Here is a 22,353-nt window from a genome sequence, read left to right on the forward strand (position 1 = left end):
AAAACCACCTGCCCGTTTCCGTTCTTCTCGGGCACATTCGTGAGCACCAGGGCTGCTGTCCGTAGGTCGCCGGGGAGGCACCGTGCACCAGACCATCGGCCGTCCCACGACCGGGAACACGTTCGAGAAATGCGAGCAGTTGTGCCGCTCCGCACAGCAGGCGGCCGACCGGGCCCTCCGGATGCGGTCCGAGGCGGCGGCAGCCAGGCTCCGCACCTTACAAATGCGCCGCGACATACGACGCATGATGTCCCGGCACCGGCCGGACGATACCGACGTACAGCGCTTTCCGGCCACGGAAACGTCCCGCACCGCCACCGCCCCAACGGCGCAGCTCACCCTCCTGACCGCCTTCCTGCACGCCCGCCTGGCCGAGGACGCAAGCACCGCCGACCTGTTCCACGAACCCGGCTGCCCGGGCGCCGAGGCGTCCGGGTGCCGCTGTCCGGTCCCGGAACGGATACGCCACGACGCCCTCGCCCGTCGCGGCCTCGCCCGGGACTGCGAGGAGGCGATCGACGACCCCGATCACGACGCGCGCGACTGGCCGCACAGCGAAATGAGAGCCCTGTTGCGGTTGAAGGTGCTAGCGCTGCCGTACGAACTGCACCGGCAGTGGCGGGAGGAGTGGAGGCCGTGACCGCACGCGGGCGCGGCCCGGGTGCCGTACGCGGCTCACTCGGGTGAGACGGCCGGCTCGCCATGGCCCTCCCACGGCCGGGCGAGCGTGACCAGGGCTGTCGCGGACAGCAGTACGCAGCCCAGGACGACGACCGCCGTCGACATGGCGGTGGTGTCCCCCAGCACGCCGGGCAGGGGCGCGGCCGCGGCGCCGAGGACGAACTGGGCGCCGCCGAGCATCCCGGAAGCGGCTCCGGGAGAGTCACTGCCCACCGCGAGGACGATGGTGGTCGACGCGGGCAGCAGCAGCCCGAACCCGGAGGTCAGGCCGAACAGGCAGGCCCATGTGGTGAGGAAGGTGCTGATGCCGACGGCGAGCAGGGTCACCAGCGTGGCCAGGGAGACCACGGTGACGGCCACGCCGACGGTGAGCAGGAGGTTGAGACGTACCCGGCCGGCCAGCCGTCCGAAGACCGTCCCGGCCACCACCGTACCGACGGCGTTGGTGGCGAAGACGAGGCTGTACTCGGTGGGCGACAGCCCGTAGACGCCCTCGAAGACGAAGGGCGAGCCGGTGATGTAGGCGAACAGGGCGGCCAGACCGCACCCCATGACCAGGAGGTGGCCGGCCATCTCCCGGCGCCGCAGCAGCCCGCCCATCGCGGCGAGCACGGCCGGCAGGCCGCCGGTCCTCCGCCGCTCGACGGGCAGCGATTCGGGTACCCACGCCCAGATCGCGGTCAGCAGCACCAGCCCGGTCACGGCCAGTGCCACGAACACCAGCCGCCACGAGCCGACGCCGAGGAGGAGGCCGCCGGCCACCGGCGCCAGCACCGGCGCGGTGGACCCGATGACGCTCAGCGTGGTGAGCCGGCGGGCCGCCGGGGCGCCGGTGAACAGGTCGCTGACGACCGCCCTCCCGATGACGATGCCGGCGCCGCCCGCGACGCCCTGCAGCAGCCGGGCCGCGTCGAACACGACGATGGTCGGGGCGGACGCACAGACCAGGGACAGCAGGCTGAACGCGCCGGAACCGGCCAGGAGCAGGCGCCGTCGCCCCGTCGCGTCGCTGACCGGGCCGAGGACGACCTGTCCGACGGCGAGCCCGACGAGGCACGCCGTCAGGGAGAGCTGGACGGCCGTCTTCGAGGTCCCGAAGGAGGTGACGATCTCCGGGAAGCCGGGCGCGTACATGTCGATGGCGAACGGTGACACCGCCGAGAGACCGCCGAGGACCATGATCAGTAGACCTGTTCCGGTCCGTGGTGGTGCGGAATTCCGTGGAGGTACGGAAGCGGTGCGGACGGTCATCGGACTCCCTCCGAGGGTGCCTGTGGTGCGCCCATCGTCGGCGCCGCGGACGTGCCGCGGTGTGGAGGGCGGGGCCCGGGGGTGTGGAGCGCGGGGCCGGGGCATGGAGGGCGGGGCCCGAGGGCGTGGAGGGCTCGGCTCGGGGCGTGGAGCGCGGGGCAGCCCTCGGCGGGCCGCGGCAGGAGCGCGCCCGTCCGCGGCCCGGACGGCTGGTGTCAGGAGTGCGCCTGCCTGAACCGGGCGGGCGACGTGCCCCGGTCGCGCCGGAAGGCGTAGCCGAAGTTGCCGGCCGAGGCGTAACCGACCTCGTGGGCGATCCGGGAAACCGGCCAGTCGGTCTCGACGAGCAGCGCCGCGGCCCGGTCCAGGCAGCGACGCCGGTGGTACTCCATCACCGATGTCCCGTACAGCGCGCGGAATCCGGTGGTGAGGCGCCGCACCGACATCGACGACGCCCGGGCCAGGTCGGCGAGCGTCGGCGGTGCGTGGCGCTCCCGCCACAGCAGCCCGGGCACCCGGCGCAGCGCGGCCGTCTCGTGGTCGGCCAGGCTCGGCTCGGCGCGGCCCCGGGCGCCGGCGGGTGATGCGTCGTCGGGCGATGCCCCGGCCGAGAGCCCGTCGACCAGCGCGGCGAGTGCCGCCACGAGCCGGGACTCCATGAACAGCAGGCGTCCTGGGGAGGAGCGCCGGTGCAGAAAGATCTCCTCCAGCGGGCCCGCGACCGGGCGCAACGCGGCGGACCGGCCCAGGTACCGGTCGCGGGCGACGCTCTCCGGTCCGGTGGGCGGCAGGGCGCCCGCGCCGAGGCCGCCGAGGTAGGACTCCAGTCCGGACCAGGTTCCGGTGACCGACACCGCTCGGTACCGCTCGCCGTCGCCGTGCGCCACGACGCCGTCGATGGCACCGCGGGGACTCAGCGCCACCGAGCGGGCGCGCAGGTCACCGGCGCCGGCTCCGGCCTCGCGGATGTGCATCCGCCCGTCGACGCAGTGCTCCAGCTCGAAGTGGTCCCCCGGGAACCGGAACCCGACCTGGTGTCCGCCGGCGAACGCGACGTCGTAGCGGACGATGTCGAACCCGCTGCGCAGCGATGTCACCTCGATGGTGCCGTCGCCGACCTCCGGACGCAGCCGGTGCCGCACCGTGCCGTCGCCGCTCTCCTCGGCCTGCGCGATCGACGCGTAGTACGCCGCGGACGTCGCCTCCGACACGGCCGAGCCGGCCACGCCGGCGAGCTGATGCACCCTGGTCACAAGTCCGCAGGTTAGCTCCCGTCCGGTTCCCCGGTCATGCGCGCCCGGTGGCCGCGGCGGGGATGTACCGTACTCAGACGTCGCCGCGTCGCCGTTGTGCCGCGGTGAGGGCGCGGACGACGAAGACGGCGGCCACCGCCGCCGCGACGACGGCCGTGTCGGCGGCCAGGAGCGGGTACACGTTCTGGTAAGCACGCTCGATGACGTGGTCCGTGGAGACGGTGTACATCAGGCCCGTCCCGCTCAGCATCCCGACGAGCCACAGGCCCCACCACCAGTTCACGGCGTGCGGCAGCCGCTCTCCCGGGGCGCTCGCCCGGTGGATGTCGGCCACGACTCCGCGGGGTACCCACAGGTTCGCGATGGGCACGATCCAGCCCGCGTAGACCCACGGCCAGCCGTAGCGCGGCGGCTCTCCGGAGAGGGCGCGGGCGTTGTCCCGGGCGCGCGAGAGCCAGATCAGGAAGGTGATCGCGCAGAGCACCGTGGCCACGCCGCCCAGGGTGGTGACGATGTGGTAGCCGTCCTCCAGGGCGGTCAGCGGGCGGTGCCGCCCCTCGCCCTGGTCCGGCGGCCCGGACGCCGGCATGCCGGCGGCGGCGAGCCGGATCTGCCACAGGGCCCGGGCCACCCAGGCGGCACCGGCGAGGACGAGGGCGGCCACGGCGCAGCGGGCCGCTCCGCGGACGGGACGCAGGGGGGACAGCGCTATTCGATCTTCCACCCGGGCATTGTTCCGCACGGAAGGGCGCGTACGCCAAACGCCGCCACCGTGCCGATGTCCGCGTCCAGTTGGCGCCTGACGTGCCCGGACGGCGACGAGAGGACATCGGTCGTCCGGCACGGACCCGGCAGTTCCCCGTCCCGGTACCGTCGGCTCCCCCGCCTTGTCAGGCAAGTCTCCACTTGCCTATGGTGAGGTCATGGCAGAGGATGTTTTCAAGGCGCTGGCCGACCCCACCCGCCGGCGCATCCTCGACGAACTGGCGGAGCGGAACGGCCAGACGCTGTTCGAGATATGCGCCCGGCTGGTGACCAAGCACGGCCTGGGGTTGTCCCGGCAGGCGATCAGCCAGCACCTGGCCGTACTCGAATCCGCCGGCCTGGTCCGCTCACGGCGCCAGGGCCGCTACAAGTTCCACGACCTGAACACCGCACCCCTTGAGCACATCGTGACCCGATGGCTCAACACCGACACGCCGGAGAGCACCCCATGAGAATTCACGTGACCAGCGTCTTCGTCGACGACCAGGCCAAAGCGCTGCGCTTCTACACCGACATGCTGGGCTTCGTGAAGAAGCACGACGTCCCCCTGGGCGAGGAGGCCCGGTGGCTGACCGTGGTCTCCCCCGAGGATCCGGACGGGACCGAGCTGCTGCTGGAGCCCTGTGGCCACCCCGCGGTGCAGCCGTACAAGACGGCGCTGGTCCAGGACGGCATCCCGGCCGCCTCCTTCGCCGTGGACGACGTGCGGGCCGAGTTCGAGCGGCTGCGCGGACTGGGCGTGACCTTCACCCAGGAGCCCCTGGAGATGGGCACGGTCACCACCGCCGTACTGGACGACACCTGCGGCAACCTGATCCAGATCGTGCACAGCGCGTAGAGCGTGCCCCCAGGCGTGCCCCGTGCCTGCTCAGGATCGGCCTTCCGGCCGCTGCTTGGGAAACGCGGTGCGCAGCGCGGCCCCCGGGTCAGGAACGCGGCACCGATCAGGGGCACGGAGCAGACGCCCTGCAGCACGGCGTACCACGGCGGGCAGACACCGGGGATCGCGTCGACGGCGATGATCGCGATCGGCATGACGGCGGTGAGCGTGCACACCCGCTCGAAGTGCCGTCGCGATCCCTGCGCCGCGCGCACCGCCAGCCGGTGGACCACCGGGGCAATCGCGAGCAGCACGGCGGCCCGCACCCACATGAACGTGGTCACCGCGTGCCCGCTCACCGCCACCGCGGCCACCGTCACAAGGGCGAGGGCGCAGAGGGCGCCGTAGAGCTTGACGCACTTGCGCACCGTCGCGAAGGCCCGCTGGACGCCGGGCTCGCCGAGGTGCGCCGTACCGGCTGTGCTGTCACTGATGTTCGTCATGGACTTCCTCCGTCGTGTCGTGATGCCGACGCTACGGAGCACGTGAGCGGCGGAGTACGGGTCTGGACCCACGGATGGGTGGGGCTGGACCCACTCCCCTGCCCGCACCGGCAGACGTACCGAACCGACGTGCGCCGCCCGCTCACGCTCCCGCCGGGGCGGCAGCTTCCGGGGCACCTTGCAGACTCGTCCTGCGGAATGCGACCGGACGGGAGCGCTCTGGGCCTGGCCGGCCGCCGGGGCAGGGAGGACCCGTGAGCGGGCACGATCCGCACGTTCAGGCAAAGGCGCTGCACGACGACGACGCTGCCCGCAACCTGATGGCATCCACGTTCGGCCTGGTCAGCGATCTGCCGAGCGTCGTCACCACGGGATGCGGGCTGCGGGTTCCGTACGCGATGACCTCACGCCGGAACCGGAGGAGGGACCGCGTCCATCCCGGGCCCGGCCCGCGTCAAGCTCGCGGTTCGGCCACCTCGGCCACCTCCGGAGCCGACGGCTGTCGCGCGGGCGCGGCGGCCCCGGCGGCGGGCGCGGGACGGCGCGTGGTGGCCAACGTGAGGGCGACCATGGCCAGGCCGCAGGCGGTGACGATCCAATATCCCGGGAGCACCGCCTGGGTGAACGGCGTACCGGAGCGGTGCAGGTTGGCGGTGAGTACCGCGCCGAGCACCGCGACCCCCAGTGCCTGCCCGAACTGGCGGCTGGTGGCAACGATCGCCGCGGCCACGCCGGCCTGTTCCCGCGGCAGGCCGGACATGGCCGCGTCGGTGACCGGCGTGTTGGCCAGTCCGACACCGACGCCGATCAGGACGTACGCCGTGAAGAGCAGCGCGTCCGTCGTGAGAGCGCCGCCGGTGGCGAGCAGGGCACCGCCCGCGGCGGTGGCGGCCCCGGCCAGGAGGAGCGGCAGCCGGGGCCCGCGGGTGGCCGTCAGCCGTCCGGAGAGCGGCGAGGCGACGATGTTCATGACCGCCATGGGCAGCAGGTACAGGCCCGCGGTCATGGCCGACAGACCGCGTACGTTCTGCAGGTAGAGCGTGTTGAGGAAGAGGAAGCCACCGAGTACGAAGAAGGAGCAGACCGCCGTGGCACTGGCGCCGCTGAACCCGGCGCTGCGGAACACCCGCAGGTCCACCAGCGGTTCGGTGCGCCGCCGCTCGTAGCGGACGAGTGCGAGGAGCGCGGCCGGTGCGGCCAGGGCGCAGGCGAGGGTGCGCGGGGCGGTCCAGCCGGTGCCGGGGCCCTCGATGATCGCGTACGTCAGGCAGCCCAGCAGCACCGTGACCAGGACCTGTCCGACCGGGTCCACCCGGCGTGGCCGGGGCGCACGGGATTCCGGTACGAAGCGCGCGGCGCAGACGAACGCGGCCAGTCCGATCGGCAGGTTGAGCCAGAAGATCGACCGCCAGCCCAGGCCCTGGACGAGCACCCCGCCCACCATCGGGCCCACCGCCATCGACACACCCATCACCGCGCCCCAGACACCGATCGCCCGGGCACGTTCCCGTGGTGCGGTGAAGGTGTTGGTGAGGATGGACATGGCCACCGGGTTGAGCATCGAGGCCCCGGCCGCCTGGACCGTGCGGAAGGCGATGAGCCAGCCCAGGCCCGGGGCGAGCCCGCACAGGAGCGAGCCGAGGGTGAACAGGGCCAGGCCGGTCCGGAAGACGCGGCGGCGGCCGAGCCGGTCCCCGGCGGAACCGGCGAGCATCAGCAGCGCGGCCAGCACGATCAGGTAGGCGTCGATGGTCCACTGCAGTCCGGAGAGCGGGCTGCGCAGATCACGCTGCATCGCCGGCAGCGCCACGTTGAGCACCGTGTTGTTGAGATTGCTGAGGAAGACGCTCGTGCAACAGACCGCCAGGACGAGATGGCGTCCCCGGCGAGTGAGTTCGGCTTGAGTGGACACAGCCGGGCCCACCGTCCTTTCTTCGTGGGCCTCCGCGTCGCCCCTGTCAGGTTCCCTGCCCGCCGCGCGCAGATCGCCGCGGTGGGTTCAGCGTGCCCCGGGAGCCCGCCCGCTGGGAGACCCTGCCGAAGGGTGCCCTGGCAGGGCCCCCTTCGCCCGCCCCGGTGAATGCATACTGCATCTGTGAGCAACGTGCCGATGGGGAACAGAACGGAGCTGGGTGACTTCCTGCGCAGCCGACGGGGCCGCGTCGCACCACAGGAGGCAGGTCTGCCGCCGTCGGCGGGGCGTCGGCGTACGGCCGGGCTGCGGCGTGAGGAGGTCGCGATCCTGGCCGGCGTCAGCATCGAGTACTACCGACGTCTGGAGCAGGGCAAGCAGCAGCGGCCGAGTCCCGCGGTGCTGGCGGCGATCGCGCAGGTGCTCAAGCTGACCGACGACGAGCGCCGCCATCTCGCGGAGCTGAGCCGCGGCCGACCGCCGGCCCCGTTCACCGACGCGCGGGCGGGCAGCGCCGCGCGCACGGTCCGGGAGGAGGTCCGCCGGATGCTCGACATCACGCACCCGTACCCGGCCTGTGTGCTGAGCCGGTCCAGCGACCTGCTGGCCGCCAACCAGGGTGCGCTGCGCCTCTTCTCCGGCATCGAGGACTGGCCCGAGCGGGAACGCAACACCGCGCGCTACGCCTTTCTCCACCCTTCCGCCCGGGAGCTGTACGCCGACTGGGAGGACGTGGCCCACGGCGTGGTGGCCCATCTGCGCGCCGCCGTGGTGCTGCACCCGGGCGCACCGGACATCCGCGAACTCGTCGACGAGCTCTCCGGCCGCAGCGCCGCCTTCGCTTCCCTGTGGCAGCGTCACGACGTCCGGGCGCGCACCAACGGGCGCAAGGTGTACCACCACCCGGTGGCGGGCCGGCTGTCGCTGACCTATGAGGCGTACGACGTGGCCCGCAGCGAAGGCCAGCGGCTGATCGTCTACCAGGCACCGCCGGGGACACCGGACCACGAGGCGCTGCTGCGTCTGTCGGCCTGAACGGCGGGCCCTCAGCCGTACGGGGGTTGTCCCCCGTACAGCCCGGGTGTCGGCAGGATGGGCGACTGGTGTGGCAGCACGGCACACTGGGGCACGAACGATGTGGGCGACAGGTGCGGGAGCAGCGGTGAAGGCACGGGCAAGGGCCGCGACACGGTGGGCAGGTGTGTGCGCGGTGGCAGTGGCGGTCGGGGTAGCAGGGACCGTCCCGGCGGTGGCCGGTGCCGTACCTCTGGCGAAAACGGGATGGGCTGCCGCCGGGTCCACGGCGCCGGCCTCGCCATCCGCCCGTCTCCAGGAGGCCATGGAGCAGACGGTCGCGGACGGCTTCCCGGGTGCGGTGGCGTACGTCAGGCGCGGAGAGCGGCAGTCACGGCTGGCGGCCGGGCTCGCGGACACGGCGCGCGGCGAGCGGGCGCGGCCGGACCAGCGGTTCCGGATCGCCAGCAACACCAAGGCGTTCGTATCGACGGTGCTGTTGCAGTTGGAGGGCGAGGGGCGGCTCTCGCTCGGCGACAGTGTGGAGAGGTGGCTGCCTGGCGTCGTCCAAGGCAACGGCAACGACGGCGCGGCCGTCACCATCCGCCAGTTGCTCAACCACACGTCGGGGATCTACGACCCCACCACCGAGCCGGAGTTCTTCGCCCCCTATCTGAAGGACCACGACTGGGGCCACGTCCACACCCCGCGCGAGGTGATCGCCCGGTCTGTCCGACACGCACCGTACTTCGCGCCCGGCACCGGCTGGAAGTACTCCAACACCAACTACCTGCTCGCCGGGCTGGTGATCGAGGCGGTCACCCACCGCGGCGCGCCCGCCGAGATCCAGCGGCGGATCCTCGCGCCGCTCGGCCTGCGGCACACCTCCTTCCCGCTGACCGACCCGGACATCCATGGGCCGCACCTGCACGGTTACGACCTCAAGGGACGGGACCTGACCCGCTTCAGCCCGTCCTACGACTGGACGGCGGGAGCCATGATCTCCACTGCCGACGACCTGGCCCGCTTCCACCGGGCGCTGTTCTCCGGCACGTTGCTGCGCCCGGCCCAACAACGCGAGCTCCAGACCACGGTGCGGTTTCCCGACGCTCCTGCGTACGGGCTCGGGGTGCAGCGCATGGACGTGTCGTGCGGCACGGAGCCGGACGCTAACTCGGTCACGGCCTGGGAGACCGACGGCGGCGGTCCCGGGTACTTCAGCATCGCCCTGACCACCGCCGACGGCGCACGGCAGCTGGTCCTCGCCGCCAACATCTACGACCTCGGCGCCGAGCTGGAGGAAAGCCCCCTTCCCGCTGAGCAAGGGGTTGCAGAAGGCCCCCGCAGCCGCCCTGTGCGACTGACTGTCTCCCAGGTCTCAGCTCTCGCGGCCGTTGTTCCGCTTCGTCACCCCACGACCGGCCAGCGGGTGATGCGGCAGGGCAGCCATCACAGAAGGGAGCCGATCTGGTGAACGAGACCTGCCTTCGTGAACGCCGCGATTTCTCCTCGCCATCGCCGAGGATCAAGGGTTCGGGAAGGGCGACATGCCGGGCGCCCCGTGCCACGAGGCCCGACACTGTCTTGGCGATGTGGTTGCAGGCCGTGGGCGAACCGCTGACTTGCAGCTCGTCCATCTCAAGTACCTCAAGTGCACCGAGGTCACTGTCGGCCTCGGTGCTCATCTGGACGTCCATGGAACCTCCATACGGGAGGGGAGCATGAGACTGGAGTAGGCTTCTGAGCCTTCTGTCCTCGAACAGACTCGCTGTCTCAGCATGGTCGAGGGTGCTGTCCAGCCACGCTTGTCCTTGCCACTGACCGGCTCGGCGGCCGCGGCGGCTCGGCGGCTCGGCACAAAACCGTAAGCGGAAGACCGGGAGCAAGGTGAACGGCATGTCAGAGGTATCGCGCGTATTGGTCACCGGCGCCGGCAAGGGTATCGGGCTCGCGCTGTCCCAGCGGCTCGCGAAGGCGGGGTACGAGGTGATCGGCGTGGCCCGGACCGCGCCCGAAGGCGAGTTTCCCGGTACGTTCCTGCGCTGCGACCTCTCCGACACCGACGCCACCGCACAGCTGCTGGACGAGGTCACCCGGGAACGCGCGGTGTGCCGGGTCGTCAACAACGCCGGAATCGCCGAACCCCAGCCCCTCCAGGACCTCGACCTGGCGACCCTGCATCAGGTGGTGGACCTGAACCTGCGGGCATCGGTCCAGATCGTCCAGGCCCTGCTGCCGGGTATGCGCGCGCAGCGCTTCGGCCGCATCGTCAACATCACCTCGCGGGCGACGTACGGTGCCAGGAACCGGACTTCCTACGCGGCGGCCAAGAGCGCGCTCGTGGGGTGCACCCGTGCCTGGGCCCTGGAGCTCGCGCCGGACGGCATCACCTCCAACGCGGTCTCGCCCGGCCCCACCGCGACCGAACTGTTCCGCCGTACGCGCCCCGTCGGCAGCGAAGCGGAACGCGCGGCGATCGCCTCGATCCCGCTGGGACGCCTGGGCACTCCCGACGACGTCGCCGCGGCCGTGGCCTTCCTGCTGTCCGACGACGCGGGGTTCATCACCGGTCATGTCCTCGACGTCGACGGCGGAAGCAGTCTCGGCGGCCGTTAGAGCGCTGCTCACGAGGTGGAGAGCGAAATGGCCGTCTCACGCTGGGACGGCGGCTCCGTGTATCGGGAAACCGGCACGCTGGACTGATCGTCATGCACGGCATGCCTTTGCGACGTTCTTCGAGCAGGTCGTGAACCTGGTCCGGCGGCATGCACCAGGGGCCTCCCTCGCGTTCGGCACCAGCGGCGGCGACAGCGGAACGACGCGACCGGCCCGTTCACACCAGGACGGAATAAGCCCCTCCATGGCCCTTTGTGGCCAGTTCCGACCTCACGTCACCACCCCTGTGGCCGCTACATTCACCTACGACCGGACATGTACACGACCAGTAGGAAATGGGCAACGATGCGCCCCACAAGACCCGTCAGACACGTCGGAAGATCACTCATGGCGGTGACCGCCACGGCGGCCGCCGTGGCAGTCGCCGCCATGGGCCTCGCCGCCTCACCGGCTGCCGCGGCACCCGCCACCACGACGGCGCAGACGCCCGCGCCCGGCGACACCTGCACGGCGGCCGATCTCGGCAGACGCCACCCGTACATCAAGTCCACCGAAGTGTTGCCGACCATCACCCACTTCAAGGGCTGGTACGTCACCGAGGGCACAACCGGCACCCAGACCGTCACCACCACCACCCAGACGACCATCACGGTCTCCGTCGGCCTCAACGGCAAGGTCGAGGGCGGTTTCGGCACCGAGGCCCTCGGCAAGGTCGGCGCGAGCCTGGGCCTGGACGTCAAGGTCGACTACACCTCCACCAGCACCGAGTCGAACGCGGTCACGTGGAACTTCAACCAGCCCGGCTACTACGGCGCCTACAAGGGCACCAAGAAGGTCACCGGCACCTACTCGAGCCTCAACTGCAACCGCGTGCAACAGAGCGGCGGCGGTTGGGCGTTGAAGTGGGCCGAGGGTCCGGACGGCGGCAACTTCACCACGTACACCACCCTTGAGGAAGGCGCGGTGCGCTGCCAGGACCGGGTGCCCCCAGGCAGCATCATGGCCAAGGCACAGACCCTCCTCGACTGCGGCTCGGCCGCCGCGAAGGCCGAGCACCCGGCAGGTGCGGTGGCGCCGACGGCGAAGCAGGTGCGGGACCGCCTCGTGCAGCGCCCGGCTCTCACCAGCGGCACGTCTGCCGAACAGCCCAAGGCCACCGGGCGTGGCGCGCGGGCCGCGCTCGACTGCCAGACTCAGGTCTACAAGATCGCCGTACCCGGCAAGCCCCTGTCCTGGGGCGCGCCGCTCCTGGAGTCCGACGGTGTCCGCCTGCGGCCCTCGTCGATCTTCAGCGCCCACCTGGACAACTGGCGCCTGTGCAACGTGACGGAGCGCGACGGGGTCCTTGAGGCGTCCCTGTGGAACTGGGGCAACGGCGGGTGCGCGACCATCGCCTCGCAGAACGCGTCCACCGAACGGGCGGTCCTGCAGACGGCCCCCTGCGCGGAGGACGACCTCCAGCGGTTCTACATCTACCGCGACGTGCCCGGCAGCTCGAAGATCGGTGTGCAGAACAAGTACACCGGCTCCATGATGGGCCATGACCGGTACGCGGACGGGGAGTTCATACGCCAGTACTCCAGCGGCCGGCCGGACGGTACGGGTACGTACACCCTGATCGGAGTCTGACGACCCACACCTCGTGAGCGGCCCCGCACGTGAACTCCGGCCTCCCGGTTCCGTGCGGGGCCCTTCACATCCCTGCTCCGAACCCGGCCTCGGGAACAGCCGCCTCGGCCGCGGCGAGGTGCCGCTACCCCGCCGACCGGGTCGCCGTGAAGACCCAGGGCGACCGCGAGTATTCTGCGTTCGCGATCACCAGCCGGACAGCCCACCTCGTGAAAGCGCGAGGTCAGTTCAGGGCTGCGCCTTGCAGGCCGCGCGAGCCGCGCCGACCACGGCGACCGCGTCCTTGAAGGAGATATCGAGCTTCTTCTTGGTCTCTCGGGTGACATCGACGGCGCTGCCGATGGCGCCGCCCACACCACCGTTGCCGTCGGCGGCGCAGATCGCGTTGCCTTGCCTGACGAGTTCCTCGTCGCTGACCCCGGAGGGCTTGTTCTTGGTGTTCTCCAGGAGATCAAAGAAGATCTTTTTCCGGGCTCCGCTCAGTTCGTTGGCACTGGAGGTACCGGTAGTCACCTGGCCCGATGAGCCGGGCTCACCCCCGGTCGGACCGCAGGCAGTCATGATGGCCATGCCCATGACCGCGGCACCGAAGGCGACAAATTTTTTCGTCATTTGCTCCTGAACTCCCTGCGCCAGTGCATCGCCGCCAAGACGCAACCCGTACCGGAAAGCAGGGAGCCCGCTAAGGGCTGGCACTTCGCAGCCCATTCGAGAAAGGCATAGTCTTCCCCCATTACCATTTATGCCCCCATGCCGCCTCACCGCTCGCCCTGCACCGAAGTCGCAAAAATACTGTACAAGCGAAAAGCAGGGGGAGGTACGGCCTTAACGCGGTAGTGGACATTTCATTCCCAAGTACAAGGTCGGATACATCTTTCGATGTATTCCTTCGGGGGCGGTATGTCGAGCGGCTGTCAGCTTGAGCAGGCGCCGCTGCCGGTGGCGGCCGGAAGCTCGACGCCCTCGGTGGCCGGTCAACTCGCTCTTGCACCCGAGGCCTTCCCGGAAAGGGTCACCGGCAGCGCGACCGGCCCGCGGACGACTGCCTCGGGCCGCCGCCAGCGGAGGGAAGGCAGCGGAACCCGCGAGGTGAGGCCGGGAGCCGCCGCGGCCAGTTCCTCCAGGGCCACGCGCAGCTGGGTGCGGGCCAGTTGGGCGCCCAGGCAGGTGTGGGCGCCGTGTCCGAAGGTCAGGTGGCGGGCGTGGGGGCGGGTGACATCCAGGCGGGAGGCGTCCGGATGCGTACGCGGGTCGAAACCGGCGTGCAGCAGGGACACCACGACGGCTTCTCCGGCACGTATCCGGACCGTGCCGAGGACCAGGTCCTGCCGCGCGACGCGGGAGAAACTCATCGGTACGACGGGGGCGTAGCGCAGCAGTTCCTCCACAGCCGCGGACGACGCGCGCTCCGGGTGCGCCGCCGTGGCCAGGAGGCGCCACTGCTCCGGGTGGTCGAGCAGGGCGACGACGGCCAGGCCCAGTTGGCCGACGGAGGTCTCGTAGCCCGCGTTGAGGAGCAGCTCGACCAGGGCCGTCAGCTCCTGGTGGCTCAGCGCTCCGCTCTCGTCGTGCGCGGTGGCCAGCGAGCCCAGCATGTGGCCGCCGGGGCGGCGCCGGGCTTCGGTGATCAGATCCCGGATGTAGTCGCGCATCGCGTCACGGGCCAGGCTCTGCTCCTCGAAGATCCCGGTGGTGATACCCAGGGCGCGGTCCGCCAAGCCGGCGAAGCGCGTGTGGTCGGCTTCGGGGACGCCGAGTACGCGGCAGATCGTCGTGGCCGACAGGGGCATGGCGTACTGCGCGACGAGGTCGATGCGGGTGCGGCCGACGAGCAGCTGACGGGCCGTGTGCCGGATGCCGTCCTCCAGGCGGGCGACGGCCTGCGGGGTGAAGGACCGGTTCACCAGTCTGCGCAGCCGGGTGTGCTGCGGCGGATCGAGGCTGGTGAGGGCGGCCGGGTCGGGACGGAGCGGGTGGATGGCCGGCGCGGTGGGGGTGACCGCTGTGGCGCGGCTGAACCGGTCGTCGGTGAGGACCTTGCGGCCCAGGCCGAAACATGTGACGAGCCAGATGTGGTCACCCGTGGGAGCGACGACGGGGACGACGTCCGCGACGCTGTCCCCGGTGGGCAGGAAATCGGGAAGCGGCCCGCGCTGGGTGGTTCGAGCGAGGTTGGGGTGGTCGGCAGGCGCCGTGGGGGGAATGGGGACACAGGGCCTGTCAGGTGCGGCCCCGCCGGGCCGGGCCGGGTGATTCATCGGTGTTCGCTCTCTCCCGGTGGAGGGGTGGGTGGGGCAGCCCGGAGGAAGCGGTCGGACGGGGACGGCCGGACGAACGACCGGACGGCGGCAGCCGGACGCCGGGCCGTTCGCCTGCCCGCCCCCGCGTCATCCGCCTGCCGCTCCCGTCACTCCCGCTCCTTCGACGCCGGCTACTTGGTACCGACGACGAGGTACTCCGGACCGTCGAGGTGGCGGACGGACGCGTTCCGGAAACCGGCCTCGTCCATCCACGCCCGGCAGTCGGCGCCGGTGTACCCCAGTCCCCCGGCGGAGACCAGCGAGACGTTGAGGCTGATCAGCAGACCGGTGGTACGGGCTTTGCGGTCGTCGTCGATCAGGGACTCGTAGATGAGCAGCGCACCGCCCCGGGGCAGCGCGTCGTACGCCTTGCGGATGAGCATCTTCTTCGTGTCCAGGTCCCAGTCGTGCAGGACGTGGCCCATGATGAGGACGTCGGCCGTCGGCAGCGGCCCGGTGAAGAAGTCCCCGCCCTCGAACCGCGCCCGGTCGGCGATGCCCAGTTGCTTGGTGTGGGCCGTGAATCCCGCTTCGACCGCGGGCAGGTCGAAGCCGATGCCCTCCACGTGCTCGTGGCGGGTGAGGATCTGGGCCAGCAGAGCGCCCTCGGCACAGCCCACGTCCGCCACGGAGCCGACCTTGTGCCAGTCGTACGTCTCGGCCAACGCGTGGTTGGCGCCCATGCTGTATCCGGTCATCGCCCGCAGGAAGCCGGTCACCTGGTCCGGGGCGGCGAACGCGGCACCGAAGGTGTCGTTGCCGGCGTCGGAGGCGAGCGGTTCGGGGTCGGCAGGTGCCGCGCCGCCGGAACCGCCGGATACGGCGAGCGCGCGGGAGAAGTCGAGCCGTCCGCCGGTGCGCAGGGCTTCGGTGAGACCGGCCCAGCAGGGGAAGCCCGCGTTGAGGAAGTCCAGGTATCCCGAGATGTCGGTGCCCGGTTTGCCGGGGTCGAGATGACGGTCGGCCGTCGGGGAGTTGCGGTAGACGCCGTCCTGCCGCTCCAGCAGGCCCATCGACACCAGGGCGTCGAGGAAGTCGGCGCCGCCGCGGCCGGTGATGCCGAGGCGGGCGCACAGCTCCGCACCGGTCGCCGGCTGCCGGGCCAGGGTCTCGAAGACTTTCAGCTCCACGGCGCTCAGCAGGACCTTCGACTTCCAGAAGGCGACCGCGAGATCGATGATGGCGTGCGGCGAGTCGGACACCGAGGGCTTGGTCATGCGGGACTCCGTTCATGGTCGTGAGCAATGAGGGCCGTTGGCCGGAAGGCCGGAGGAGGAAGAAGGGGCGAAGGCGGCCGGGTCATGCCAGGCCCAGGTCCTCGTAGAGGGCGTCGCCGATCGCGATCATGCGTTTCTGATGCTCCTCCTGCCACGTCTTGCCATTGAGGTGCAGCGCCACGACGAGTCCGGCGTCAGGGTCCGCGAAGGCCGCCGAAGTCCACAGTCCGTAGTGGCCGAACGTGCGCAGCGAGGCGTGGCGGCTGAAGGCCGTGCAGATGTCCCCCAGGTGGTGCGACTCGTTGCGAAAGCCCAGCCCCCAGTCGGCGTTGCCGAAGGGGTCGACCAGGCCCACCCGGTGGCGAGCGGTGAGCGCCATGACGGTCTGGGGCCGCAGTACGCGGTCCACCCGGCCCTGGCCGCCGTCCATCAGCGCCTCGAAGAACAGCACGAGGTCCGACATCGGGCCGCGCAGGTTGAGCCCGGGGATGGGCCGGGTGCAGGACGCTTCGGTGGCGTACCAGTGGGTGGGCTGGATGGGGGCGCCGCCCCCGGCGACATGGATCAGCGGCAGCCGGTCCGCCGTACGCCGGTACTCCCGCGGTGTGAGGACCACCCGGGTGTCGCGCATACCGCAGGGCGCCAGGACCTCCTCGGCGAGGAACCGCTCGTAGGCACGTCCGTCGACCGCCCGGACCACATCGGCGAGCAGGAACCACGCCCACCACGGTCCGTACGTGATCCTCGTGCCCGGCCGGACGTCGCGGGGCACCGTCATCGCGCGCAGCTGCTCGCGACGGAGCGCCACGGGTGCGGCCATGGTGCCGTGCAGGGGGTCGAGCCCCATCGGTACGGCCGAGGTATGGGTGAGCAGCTGGTACAGGGTGACGGTCTCCCTGCCGTCGCCCGTGAACCACGGCAGGTACGCGGCGACCGGCCGCATCGGGTCGAGCAGGCCCCGCTCCCACAGCCGGCCGACAGCCACGGCGCCGACCGGCTTGGAGCAGCAGTACCAGATCGGCAGGGCGTCGCGGGTGAACGGTACGCCGGGCCGGCAGTCGCCGAGGGCCACGGACAGCCTGGTGCCCGAGTCGTGGTGCGCGATGGCGAACTGCGCGCCGGGCGTACTACGGCCGATCTCGTCGCGCAGTACGGACATGGTGCGCGGCAGCACCCGCTCGGCCTGCCTTCTCGCCTCCGTGTCCGGGTCCTCGTCGCCGGTTTCGGGCTCCGGCGGGTACGACGGGCGGCGACCGGTTCCCGCGGATGTCCGCTGTGCGGCGGCCGGGCCGTGGTCCGCGGCCGGAGCCAGGCCCTCGGTCACGGTCCGCAGCCGGGCCAGGACGCCGGACCGGTCCTGTTGGAGCATGCGGTCCAGGAAGAAGACGAACAGGAAGACGCCTTCCAGACGCAGCCCACCGCGTTCGAACAGCTGCACCCGCTGTCTGCCGTCCCCGAACAACAGGGTCGTGGCGTCCGCGACGCTCAGGGTGAGCACCAGGGTGGGCCGCTCGTCCCAGCCCTCGCCGGTGAAACGCAGGTGACCGGCGGACAAGTCGGCCTGGACGAAAATGCGATCGGCGGTGCCGGCCGGGGCGTCGGTGAGGCATAGGCCCAGGGCCAGCGCCGATGACGTGTCCAGGGGGCCGGCGCCAGTCAGTTCGGCGGCGCACCGGAGCCAGGGCGGGGAGAAGAGGGGGCAGGGGGCAGGGGCGGTGGCCGTCCGAGCATCGGCCTGTGTCACCTCATGAATCCCTGCCCGGGCATCGGCCTGCCCCACCTCACGGCTCCCTGCCCGGACATCGGCCTGTACCGTCTCGCCGACCCCCGTCACGGCATCGTCTCCGTGGCCGTCGACGGCTGCGTACGCGCGATCGTGAAGCGCACCGCCGACGTGTTGGTCAGGCTGCCGTCGGGGGCCCGCAGCCGGTCGAGTTCGGCGTCGACCGCCGCCTTGGCCCGCTCCATCGACGAGGCCGGTACGCCTTCCCAGAACATCCGCCCGGCCGTGGACCACACCCAGTCCCACCACTGGTGCGCCCCTCGGAAACGGGTCACGTACTGCTGCTCGTCGGTCTCCACGGAGGCGTAACCGGCCTCCTTCAGCATGGTGTGCAGCGCGTCGACGGAGCGGAAGGGGCTGTCCTCGGGCAAGGCGTGCGAGGAGCCTCCCCGTCCGTACGGCGCGCTGGCGGCGAAGACCGGGTCCCAGCGGGGTCCGGCCGTCCCCACCACGAGATGGCGAGCCGGCCCCCGGGGGACAGCAGTTCCCGGTAGCGGGCCACGGCCTGGTGCGGGTGCGGGAAGAAGAACAGGGAGATACCGGCGAACACGGCGTCGAGCGACCCGTTCGCGGGCGGCGGCACCGCGTGCTCCCCGGCGTCCCAGTCGATCGTCTCGGCGTCGGCGACCACCGCGTGGGCGTGCGTCAGGCCCGCCTCACGCAGCGCCTCGCGAGAGCGCCACACCATGCCGGAGGACAGGTCGACGCCGATCGCACTGCCGGTGGAGCCGGTCGCTTCGGCGGCCGGGACGAGTACGGCGCCGGTGCCGCACCCGACGTCCAGCAGCCGGTCGCCGGGGAGGACGGCGGCATGTCCGACAAGGCGCCGTCCCAGCTCGGCGAAGTGGTCGACCCCGACCCGCTCGTAGGTCGGCGCGCTGCGGTCGAAGAGCCCGGCGAGCGCGGTTTTGCGGTCCTGCGCGGTGGGGCGCGGCGCGGCGTCGGTGACGAGTTGCGCGGGCGCGGTCTCGGTCACGGTGCTGTCCTTTCGGGGACGTCCGGCCTGTCGGCGGAGCCGGCAGGATCCGTGGGGGCGACATGGCGAGTACGGACCGCGGTGCCGGCGCGGGCCGAGGCGTAGACGGCGGTCACCGCTTCCAGCGCCCGGCGGGCGCCGGGTCCGTCGGCCAGCGGTGGACGGCCTTCGCGCACGGCGGCGCAGAAGTCGGCGATCTGGTCGCGGTGCGGCTGGTACAGCAGCCCGCTCCGGTCGCGCACCAGCTCGGTCCGCTGCCGTGGAAGGATGTCCGCGACCTGGTTGCCCGCGTCGAACGCCCCGTAGACCGCGGCTTGTTCGCCGTCCCGGGCCGCGTGGAAGTAGACCAGCTCGTCGTTGTCGATCACCGCGCCGCCGCGGTCGCCGTGCACCGCCAGGCGAGCGGTGCGTCCCGGGTACGCGGCCGTGGTGGCCAGCAGCACGCCCTGCGCGCCGCAGGCGAACCGCAGGCTCGCGGTCGCCACGTCCTCGACCTCGATGTCGTGGTGTGCCAGCAGCCCGGTGTGCGCGGCGGCCTCGGTGACCGGCCCGGCCAGCCACTGGGCCAGGTCGACCAGGTGCACGGCCTGGTTGATCAGGGCGCCACCGCCGTCCAGTTCCCGGGTGCCGCGCCAGGAGCCGACGGCGTAGTACGCCTGCTCGCGCCACCACGGCAGTTCGACGACGAGCGAGGTCAGACGCCCGAAGCGGCCGTTGTCCACGGCGGACTTGACGATGCGGACGGCGGGGTCGAAGCGGTGCTGGGAGACGACGCCGAGGGTCAGGCCGGTCTCTCGTGCGGCACCCAGCAGCCGGTCGGCGGCGTCGGGGGTGACGTCGATGGGCTTTTCGACCAGTACGTGCTTGCCCGCACGCAGCGCCCGGACGCCCAGCTCGGCGTGGGTGCCGCTCGGGGTGCACACTGCCACGGCGTCGATGTCCGGGCGGGCGAGCAGGTCGGTGACGGTCAGCGGGTCGCAGCCCAGGGCGTCGGCCGTGTCCTTGGTGCGCTGTGCGTCGCGGCCGGCCACCGCCGTCAGCCGGGCCGCGTCCGGCAGCCCCTCCCGCTCGTGGGTCAGCAGCCGTCCGAGGAAGGAGCCGAGCACACCGCATCCGATGATGCCGAAGCGCAGCACGGCGCTCACCCCGCCGCCGGGACGATGGCGTTGCCCAGGTAGTTCGGCAGCTCGGTCAGCCTCTTCTGCTGGGCGTCCAGGTCGGCCGGGTAGGTGGCGCGGTAGTGCCGGGTGACCTCCTGCACCTCCCGCCAGGTCGTCGGTGTCCGGCCGCCGTTGTGCGCGGGTGCGAGCTGGTCGTAGAGCGTGGTGCCCGGCCGCAGGAAGAGCTGGTTGATGCCGAACCAGGCCGGCAGTCCGGCGGCCCAGTCGACCAGCCGGCCCGAGACGCACGCCTCGTCATCAGGCAGGCCCATGAGGACGAACGCGAAGGGCACGATGCCGGCGTCGCGCAGCTTGATCACCGCCTGACTGATCTGCTCCTCGCTGACCCGCTTGTGCACGCCGGTGCCGGCGATGGCGGGGGATTCGGCGCCCAGCCACATGCCCTGGCAGCCCGCCCGCGCCCACTGGGACACGTCGCTCTTGAGCACGATCTCCGCGCGGGTCTGTCCCACCCAGCCCAGGCCGCGGCCGCGCAGCCGCTCGCACAGCTCGCCGTAGAAGGTGCGGTTGATGCCGAAGACATAGTCGAGGAAGAAGACGAATTCCAGCCCCGCGGCCTGCTGGGCGCCGATCTCCGCCAGCACCCGGTCCAGCGGCTGGTTGCGCATGCGGGTACCGAACGGCAGGTGGCAGAAGGTGCAGCCGTACGTGCAGCCGCGGGCGGCCAGGACCATGCCGCACGGGCCGGGGAGCGGCAGCCCGCCGGAGATGACCTCGGCCGTGTAGTCGGCGGTGGGCACCAGGTCGAAGGCGGGGAAGGCGAAGGCGTCGAGGGGGATGTTGGGGTAGGGCCGCGGGCGGGAGTCCGGGGAGTTCAGCAGGTTGTGGGGGGCGCTCCGGTCGCACAGCACCGGCTCTTCGACGCCCGACAGTACGTCGGCGACCGCGCCGACGGTCGCCGAGTCGGTCTCGCCGACGGCTATGTGATCGACGGCGAGGTCGGCGCGCGTCGATCCGGGCAGGTGGGTGCCGTGCGGGCCGACCGCGACGGTGCGGGCCGAGGGGAAGCGGGCGACGGCCCGTTCCACAGCCGCCCGTACCGGGTCCAGGTCGAGGGGTAGCACTGGGCCCGGTCCGCGATGGCCGTGAAGACGACCAGTACGTCGTACGCGTCGCCGGCCGGCGCGTCCTGGAGGCGCTGGTCCCAGATGGTGACGGAGTGGCCCGCGGCCCGTAGCTGGCCGGCCGCGGTCACCGCGTCCAGGGGCAGTTGGATGAAGTACTGGTCGAAGGGGTTGCTGGGGATGACGAGGCAGACACTGCTCATGGCTTCACTTCCACAGTCGGGTCCGGGGCACGGCGGCTGAGCGCGCCGACGGGCAGCCGCTCACGGCTGCGGGCCAGGGCGGCGAGCCGGCTGATACGGCCGATGCCGCGCAGGTCCGTCTCCGGGCGCGCTCCCGGGGCGAACAGCGCGGACAGGGCCCAGCGCAGGGCGTTCTCCATGGGGGAGTCGTGGATGAGCCACTCGCGCTCGCCTGCGGGCCGCCACATGGTGAGCCGGTGCATGTTGCGGGGCAGTGGGGTGCCGCCGGGCAGGCTGACCGGGGCCAGTTCGAGGGTGAAGCGCACCGGTCCGGCACCGACCTGTACCAGCCGCTGCCGGCTCTCGCGGCCCGGCAGCGGACGGGGGCACCACGCGGGCACCGTCCAGCCGGGTGCCGCCCGGGGCCCGGTGATCGTCGAGTACAGCTCCACGGTGGGGCCGCCGTCCGGGCGGGACAGGTCGTGGGCCGCGACGCTGGTCAGTTCCGGGTCGTGGGCGACCCGCAGGTCCCCCGGGCGGGGGTCGGCGGTCAGGTAGCGGTGCTGGACGTGGCGCGGCAGGACCCCGCCCAACAGGGCGAGCATGTGCAGCCACTCGTAGCCGAACACGCCGTAGTCCCGGTCGACGAAGCGGCCCGCCGCAATGTCCGCCCGCCGGTCCTTGCCGAAGGCGATCCGGACGGTGTCGACGCGGTGGCCGGGCGCCCACTCCTTCATGGCGGCTTTGAGTACGCCCAGTGCCGTGGTGTGCGCGTACTGGTTCATCACCACCAGACGGCTCTCGTCGTACTTGGCGAGCAGGGCGGACAGTTCGGGGGCCTCCCAGGAACGGCAGACCGGCTTCTCCACCAGCAGCCGGGCGCGTGGGTCCCGCTCGAGTACGGCGGCGACCGTCTCCAGGTGCGCGGCAGTCGGCGTGCACACCGACCAGACGTCGACCGGCGGATCGTGCGGTACGTCCTCGATCCGGGTGACGGCGGGAGTCGCGGACGGCAGCGTGGTGGCGAGCGGGTCGACGACGGAGACGCGTACGCCCAGCCCGGTGAGCAGTTGGCGGTGCAGCCGGCCCGCGACACCGTGGCCGATGACGCACACGTGTGTCCTACTGGGCATGTGCGTCCCCGCGGGCGCGGCGGTGGTGCCGTACGGGAGGGTGCCGCCGGGCTGCCCGTCGCGCAGGTAGCAG

General features: G+C 71.7%; 21 protein-coding genes. 7 read left to right on the plus strand and 14 right to left on the minus strand.

Going from position 1 to position 22,353, the window contains the following annotated elements; all coding sequences use genetic code 11:
• The first annotated feature begins 82 nt into the window (after nucleotides 1-82).
• Nucleotides 83-640 (plus strand): DUF6221 family protein, encoded by a 558-nt coding sequence (locus ACEXOX_RS02630; protein ID WP_406518836.1) that lies wholly within the window; start codon nucleotides 83-85, stop codon nucleotides 638-640.
• Nucleotides 641-675: 35 nt separating this feature from the next.
• Here the strand turns inward: ACEXOX_RS02630 and ACEXOX_RS02635 are convergent, their stop codons facing one another.
• From ACEXOX_RS02635 to ACEXOX_RS02645, 3 genes are all read right to left on the minus strand, one after another.
• Nucleotides 676-1,932 carry a multidrug effflux MFS transporter gene (locus tag ACEXOX_RS02635; RefSeq protein ID WP_406518837.1) on the minus strand — a complete coding sequence of 419 codons (1,257 nt, stop codon included), beginning with the start codon at nucleotides 1,930-1,932 and terminating at the stop codon, nucleotides 676-678.
• Nucleotides 1,933-2,147: 215 nt separating this feature from the next.
• On the minus strand, nucleotides 2,148-3,185 hold the full coding sequence (locus tag ACEXOX_RS02640; RefSeq protein ID WP_406518838.1) for a helix-turn-helix transcriptional regulator: 1,038 nt from the start codon (nucleotides 3,183-3,185) through the stop codon (nucleotides 2,148-2,150).
• A 73-nt stretch (nucleotides 3,186-3,258) separates the two neighbouring features.
• Nucleotides 3,259-3,909: a DUF4328 domain-containing protein gene (locus ACEXOX_RS02645; protein ID WP_406518839.1), complete on the minus strand. Its 651-nt coding sequence runs from the start codon at nucleotides 3,907-3,909 to the stop codon at nucleotides 3,259-3,261.
• Between the two features lie 199 nt (nucleotides 3,910-4,108).
• On the opposite strand from ACEXOX_RS02645, the gene ACEXOX_RS02650 reads away from it, so the two are divergent.
• Both ACEXOX_RS02650 and ACEXOX_RS02655 read left to right on the plus strand, forming a co-directional pair.
• Nucleotides 4,109-4,402: an ArsR/SmtB family transcription factor gene (locus ACEXOX_RS02650; RefSeq protein ID WP_406518840.1), complete on the plus strand. Its 294-nt coding sequence runs from the start codon at nucleotides 4,109-4,111 to the stop codon at nucleotides 4,400-4,402.
• The gene (locus ACEXOX_RS02655; RefSeq protein ID WP_406518841.1) at nucleotides 4,399-4,788 is read left to right on the plus strand and encodes a VOC family protein; all 390 of its coding nucleotides are present in this window, start codon (nucleotides 4,399-4,401) and stop codon (nucleotides 4,786-4,788) included. Before ACEXOX_RS02650 ends, ACEXOX_RS02655 begins: the two co-directional genes overlap by 4 nt.
• A 939-nt stretch (nucleotides 4,789-5,727) precedes the next feature.
• Here ACEXOX_RS02655 and ACEXOX_RS02660 read toward each other — a convergent pair.
• Nucleotides 5,728-7,185, minus strand: coding sequence for an MFS transporter (locus ACEXOX_RS02660; protein ID WP_406518842.1), 1,458 nt, complete (start codon nucleotides 7,183-7,185; stop codon nucleotides 5,728-5,730).
• A gap of 198 nt (nucleotides 7,186-7,383) precedes the next feature.
• Here ACEXOX_RS02660 and ACEXOX_RS02665 point away from each other — a divergent pair, with 198 nt between their 5' ends.
• The 4 genes from ACEXOX_RS02665 (at nucleotide 7,384) to ACEXOX_RS02680 (ending at nucleotide 12,444) form a co-directional block, all read left to right on the plus strand.
• Entirely contained in the window at nucleotides 7,384-8,220 is an 837-nt protein-coding gene (locus ACEXOX_RS02665; RefSeq protein WP_406518844.1) for a helix-turn-helix transcriptional regulator, read from the plus strand.
• Between the two features lie 304 nt (nucleotides 8,221-8,524).
• Nucleotides 8,525-9,673: a serine hydrolase domain-containing protein gene (locus tag ACEXOX_RS02670; RefSeq protein ID WP_406518845.1), complete on the plus strand. Its 1,149-nt coding sequence runs from the start codon at nucleotides 8,525-8,527 to the stop codon at nucleotides 9,671-9,673.
• A gap of 422 nt (nucleotides 9,674-10,095) precedes the next feature.
• The gene (locus tag ACEXOX_RS02675; RefSeq protein ID WP_406518846.1) at nucleotides 10,096-10,815 is read left to right on the plus strand and encodes an SDR family oxidoreductase; all 720 of its coding nucleotides are present in this window, start codon (nucleotides 10,096-10,098) and stop codon (nucleotides 10,813-10,815) included.
• Between the two features lie 387 nt (nucleotides 10,816-11,202).
• Nucleotides 11,203-12,444: a hypothetical protein gene (locus ACEXOX_RS02680; protein WP_406518847.1), complete on the plus strand. Its 1,242-nt coding sequence runs from the start codon at nucleotides 11,203-11,205 to the stop codon at nucleotides 12,442-12,444.
• Nucleotides 12,445-12,672: 228 nt separating this feature from the next.
• Here ACEXOX_RS02680 and ACEXOX_RS02685 read toward each other — a convergent pair whose 3' ends face one another.
• The 10 genes from ACEXOX_RS02685 to ACEXOX_RS02730 all read right to left on the minus strand — a co-directional run bounded on the left by ACEXOX_RS02685 (nucleotide 12,673) and on the right by ACEXOX_RS02730 (nucleotide 22,280).
• Nucleotides 12,673-13,152 (minus strand): hypothetical protein, encoded by a 480-nt coding sequence (locus tag ACEXOX_RS02685; protein WP_406518848.1) that lies wholly within the window; start codon nucleotides 13,150-13,152, stop codon nucleotides 12,673-12,675.
• 266 nt (nucleotides 13,153-13,418) lie between these two features.
• Complete coding sequence (locus tag ACEXOX_RS02690) at nucleotides 13,419-14,702, minus strand: cytochrome P450 (protein ID WP_406518849.1); 1,284 nt, start codon at nucleotides 14,700-14,702, stop codon at nucleotides 13,419-13,421.
• A 173-nt stretch (nucleotides 14,703-14,875) separates the two neighbouring features.
• Complete coding sequence (locus tag ACEXOX_RS02695; protein ID WP_406518850.1) at nucleotides 14,876-15,961, minus strand: methyltransferase; 1,086 nt, start codon at nucleotides 15,959-15,961, stop codon at nucleotides 14,876-14,878.
• An 82-nt stretch (nucleotides 15,962-16,043) separates the two neighbouring features.
• Nucleotides 16,044-17,705, minus strand: a complete 1,662-nt coding sequence (locus ACEXOX_RS02700; protein ID WP_406518851.1) for a serine hydrolase domain-containing protein — start codon at nucleotides 17,703-17,705, stop codon at nucleotides 16,044-16,046.
• A gap of 86 nt (nucleotides 17,706-17,791) precedes the next feature.
• Nucleotides 17,792-18,115 carry a hypothetical protein gene (locus tag ACEXOX_RS02705; RefSeq protein ID WP_406518852.1) on the minus strand — a complete coding sequence of 108 codons (324 nt, stop codon included), beginning with the start codon at nucleotides 18,113-18,115 and terminating at the stop codon, nucleotides 17,792-17,794.
• Nucleotides 18,064-18,720 carry a class I SAM-dependent methyltransferase gene (locus tag ACEXOX_RS02710; protein ID WP_406518853.1) on the minus strand — a complete coding sequence of 219 codons (657 nt, stop codon included), beginning with the start codon at nucleotides 18,718-18,720 and terminating at the stop codon, nucleotides 18,064-18,066. Before ACEXOX_RS02710 ends, ACEXOX_RS02705 begins: the two co-directional genes overlap by 52 nt.
• Complete coding sequence (locus ACEXOX_RS02715; RefSeq protein WP_406518854.1) at nucleotides 18,717-19,856, minus strand: Gfo/Idh/MocA family protein; 1,140 nt, start codon at nucleotides 19,854-19,856, stop codon at nucleotides 18,717-18,719. Before ACEXOX_RS02715 ends, ACEXOX_RS02710 begins: the two co-directional genes overlap by 4 nt.
• 5 nt (nucleotides 19,857-19,861) lie before the next feature.
• Entirely contained in the window at nucleotides 19,862-20,929 is a 1,068-nt protein-coding gene (locus tag ACEXOX_RS02720; RefSeq protein WP_406518855.1) for a B12-binding domain-containing radical SAM protein, read from the minus strand.
• The gene (locus ACEXOX_RS02725) at nucleotides 20,821-21,168 is read right to left on the minus strand and encodes a hypothetical protein (RefSeq protein WP_406518856.1); all 348 of its coding nucleotides are present in this window, start codon (nucleotides 21,166-21,168) and stop codon (nucleotides 20,821-20,823) included. The genes ACEXOX_RS02720 and ACEXOX_RS02725 overlap by 109 nt, the downstream gene beginning before the upstream one ends.
• Nucleotides 21,165-22,280 carry a Gfo/Idh/MocA family oxidoreductase gene (locus tag ACEXOX_RS02730; protein ID WP_406518857.1) on the minus strand — a complete coding sequence of 372 codons (1,116 nt, stop codon included), beginning with the start codon at nucleotides 22,278-22,280 and terminating at the stop codon, nucleotides 21,165-21,167. The genes ACEXOX_RS02725 and ACEXOX_RS02730 overlap by 4 nt, the downstream gene beginning before the upstream one ends.
• Between the last annotated feature and the right edge of the window lie 73 nt (nucleotides 22,281-22,353).

The sequence above is a fragment of the Streptomyces sp. Ac-502 genome (assembly GCF_045222935.1).
Classification (GTDB): Bacteria; Actinomycetota; Actinomycetes; order Streptomycetales; family Streptomycetaceae; genus Streptomyces; species Streptomyces monomycini.

Excerpts from the sequence above, each read along its gene's own strand:
- ACEXOX_RS02635 (WP_406518837.1), bottom strand. The coding sequence starts at position 1,932 with ATGACCGTCCGCACCGCTTCCGTACCTCCACGGAATTCCGCACCACCA.
- ACEXOX_RS02650 (WP_406518840.1), top strand. The coding sequence starts at position 4,109 with ATGGCAGAGGATGTTTTCAAGGCGCTGGCCGACCCCACCCGCCGGCGC.
- ACEXOX_RS02655 (WP_406518841.1), top strand. The coding sequence starts at position 4,399 with ATGAGAATTCACGTGACCAGCGTCTTCGTCGACGACCAGGCCAAAGCG.
- ACEXOX_RS02665 (WP_406518844.1), top strand. The coding sequence starts at position 7,384 with ATGGGGAACAGAACGGAGCTGGGTGACTTCCTGCGCAGCCGACGGGGC.
- ACEXOX_RS02670 (WP_406518845.1), top strand. The coding sequence starts at position 8,525 with ATGGAGCAGACGGTCGCGGACGGCTTCCCGGGTGCGGTGGCGTACGTC.
- ACEXOX_RS02675 (WP_406518846.1), top strand. The coding sequence starts at position 10,096 with ATGTCAGAGGTATCGCGCGTATTGGTCACCGGCGCCGGCAAGGGTATC.
- ACEXOX_RS02680 (WP_406518847.1), top strand. The coding sequence starts at position 11,203 with ATGGCGGTGACCGCCACGGCGGCCGCCGTGGCAGTCGCCGCCATGGGC.
- ACEXOX_RS02685 (WP_406518848.1), bottom strand. The coding sequence starts at position 13,152 with ATGGGCTGCGAAGTGCCAGCCCTTAGCGGGCTCCCTGCTTTCCGGTAC.
- ACEXOX_RS02690 (WP_406518849.1), bottom strand. The coding sequence starts at position 14,702 with ATGAATCACCCGGCCCGGCCCGGCGGGGCCGCACCTGACAGGCCCTGT.
- ACEXOX_RS02695 (WP_406518850.1), bottom strand. The coding sequence starts at position 15,961 with ATGACCAAGCCCTCGGTGTCCGACTCGCCGCACGCCATCATCGATCTC.
- ACEXOX_RS02725 (WP_406518856.1), bottom strand. The coding sequence starts at position 21,168 with ATGAGCAGTGTCTGCCTCGTCATCCCCAGCAACCCCTTCGACCAGTAC.
- ACEXOX_RS02730 (WP_406518857.1), bottom strand. The coding sequence starts at position 22,280 with ATGCCCAGTAGGACACACGTGTGCGTCATCGGCCACGGTGTCGCGGGC.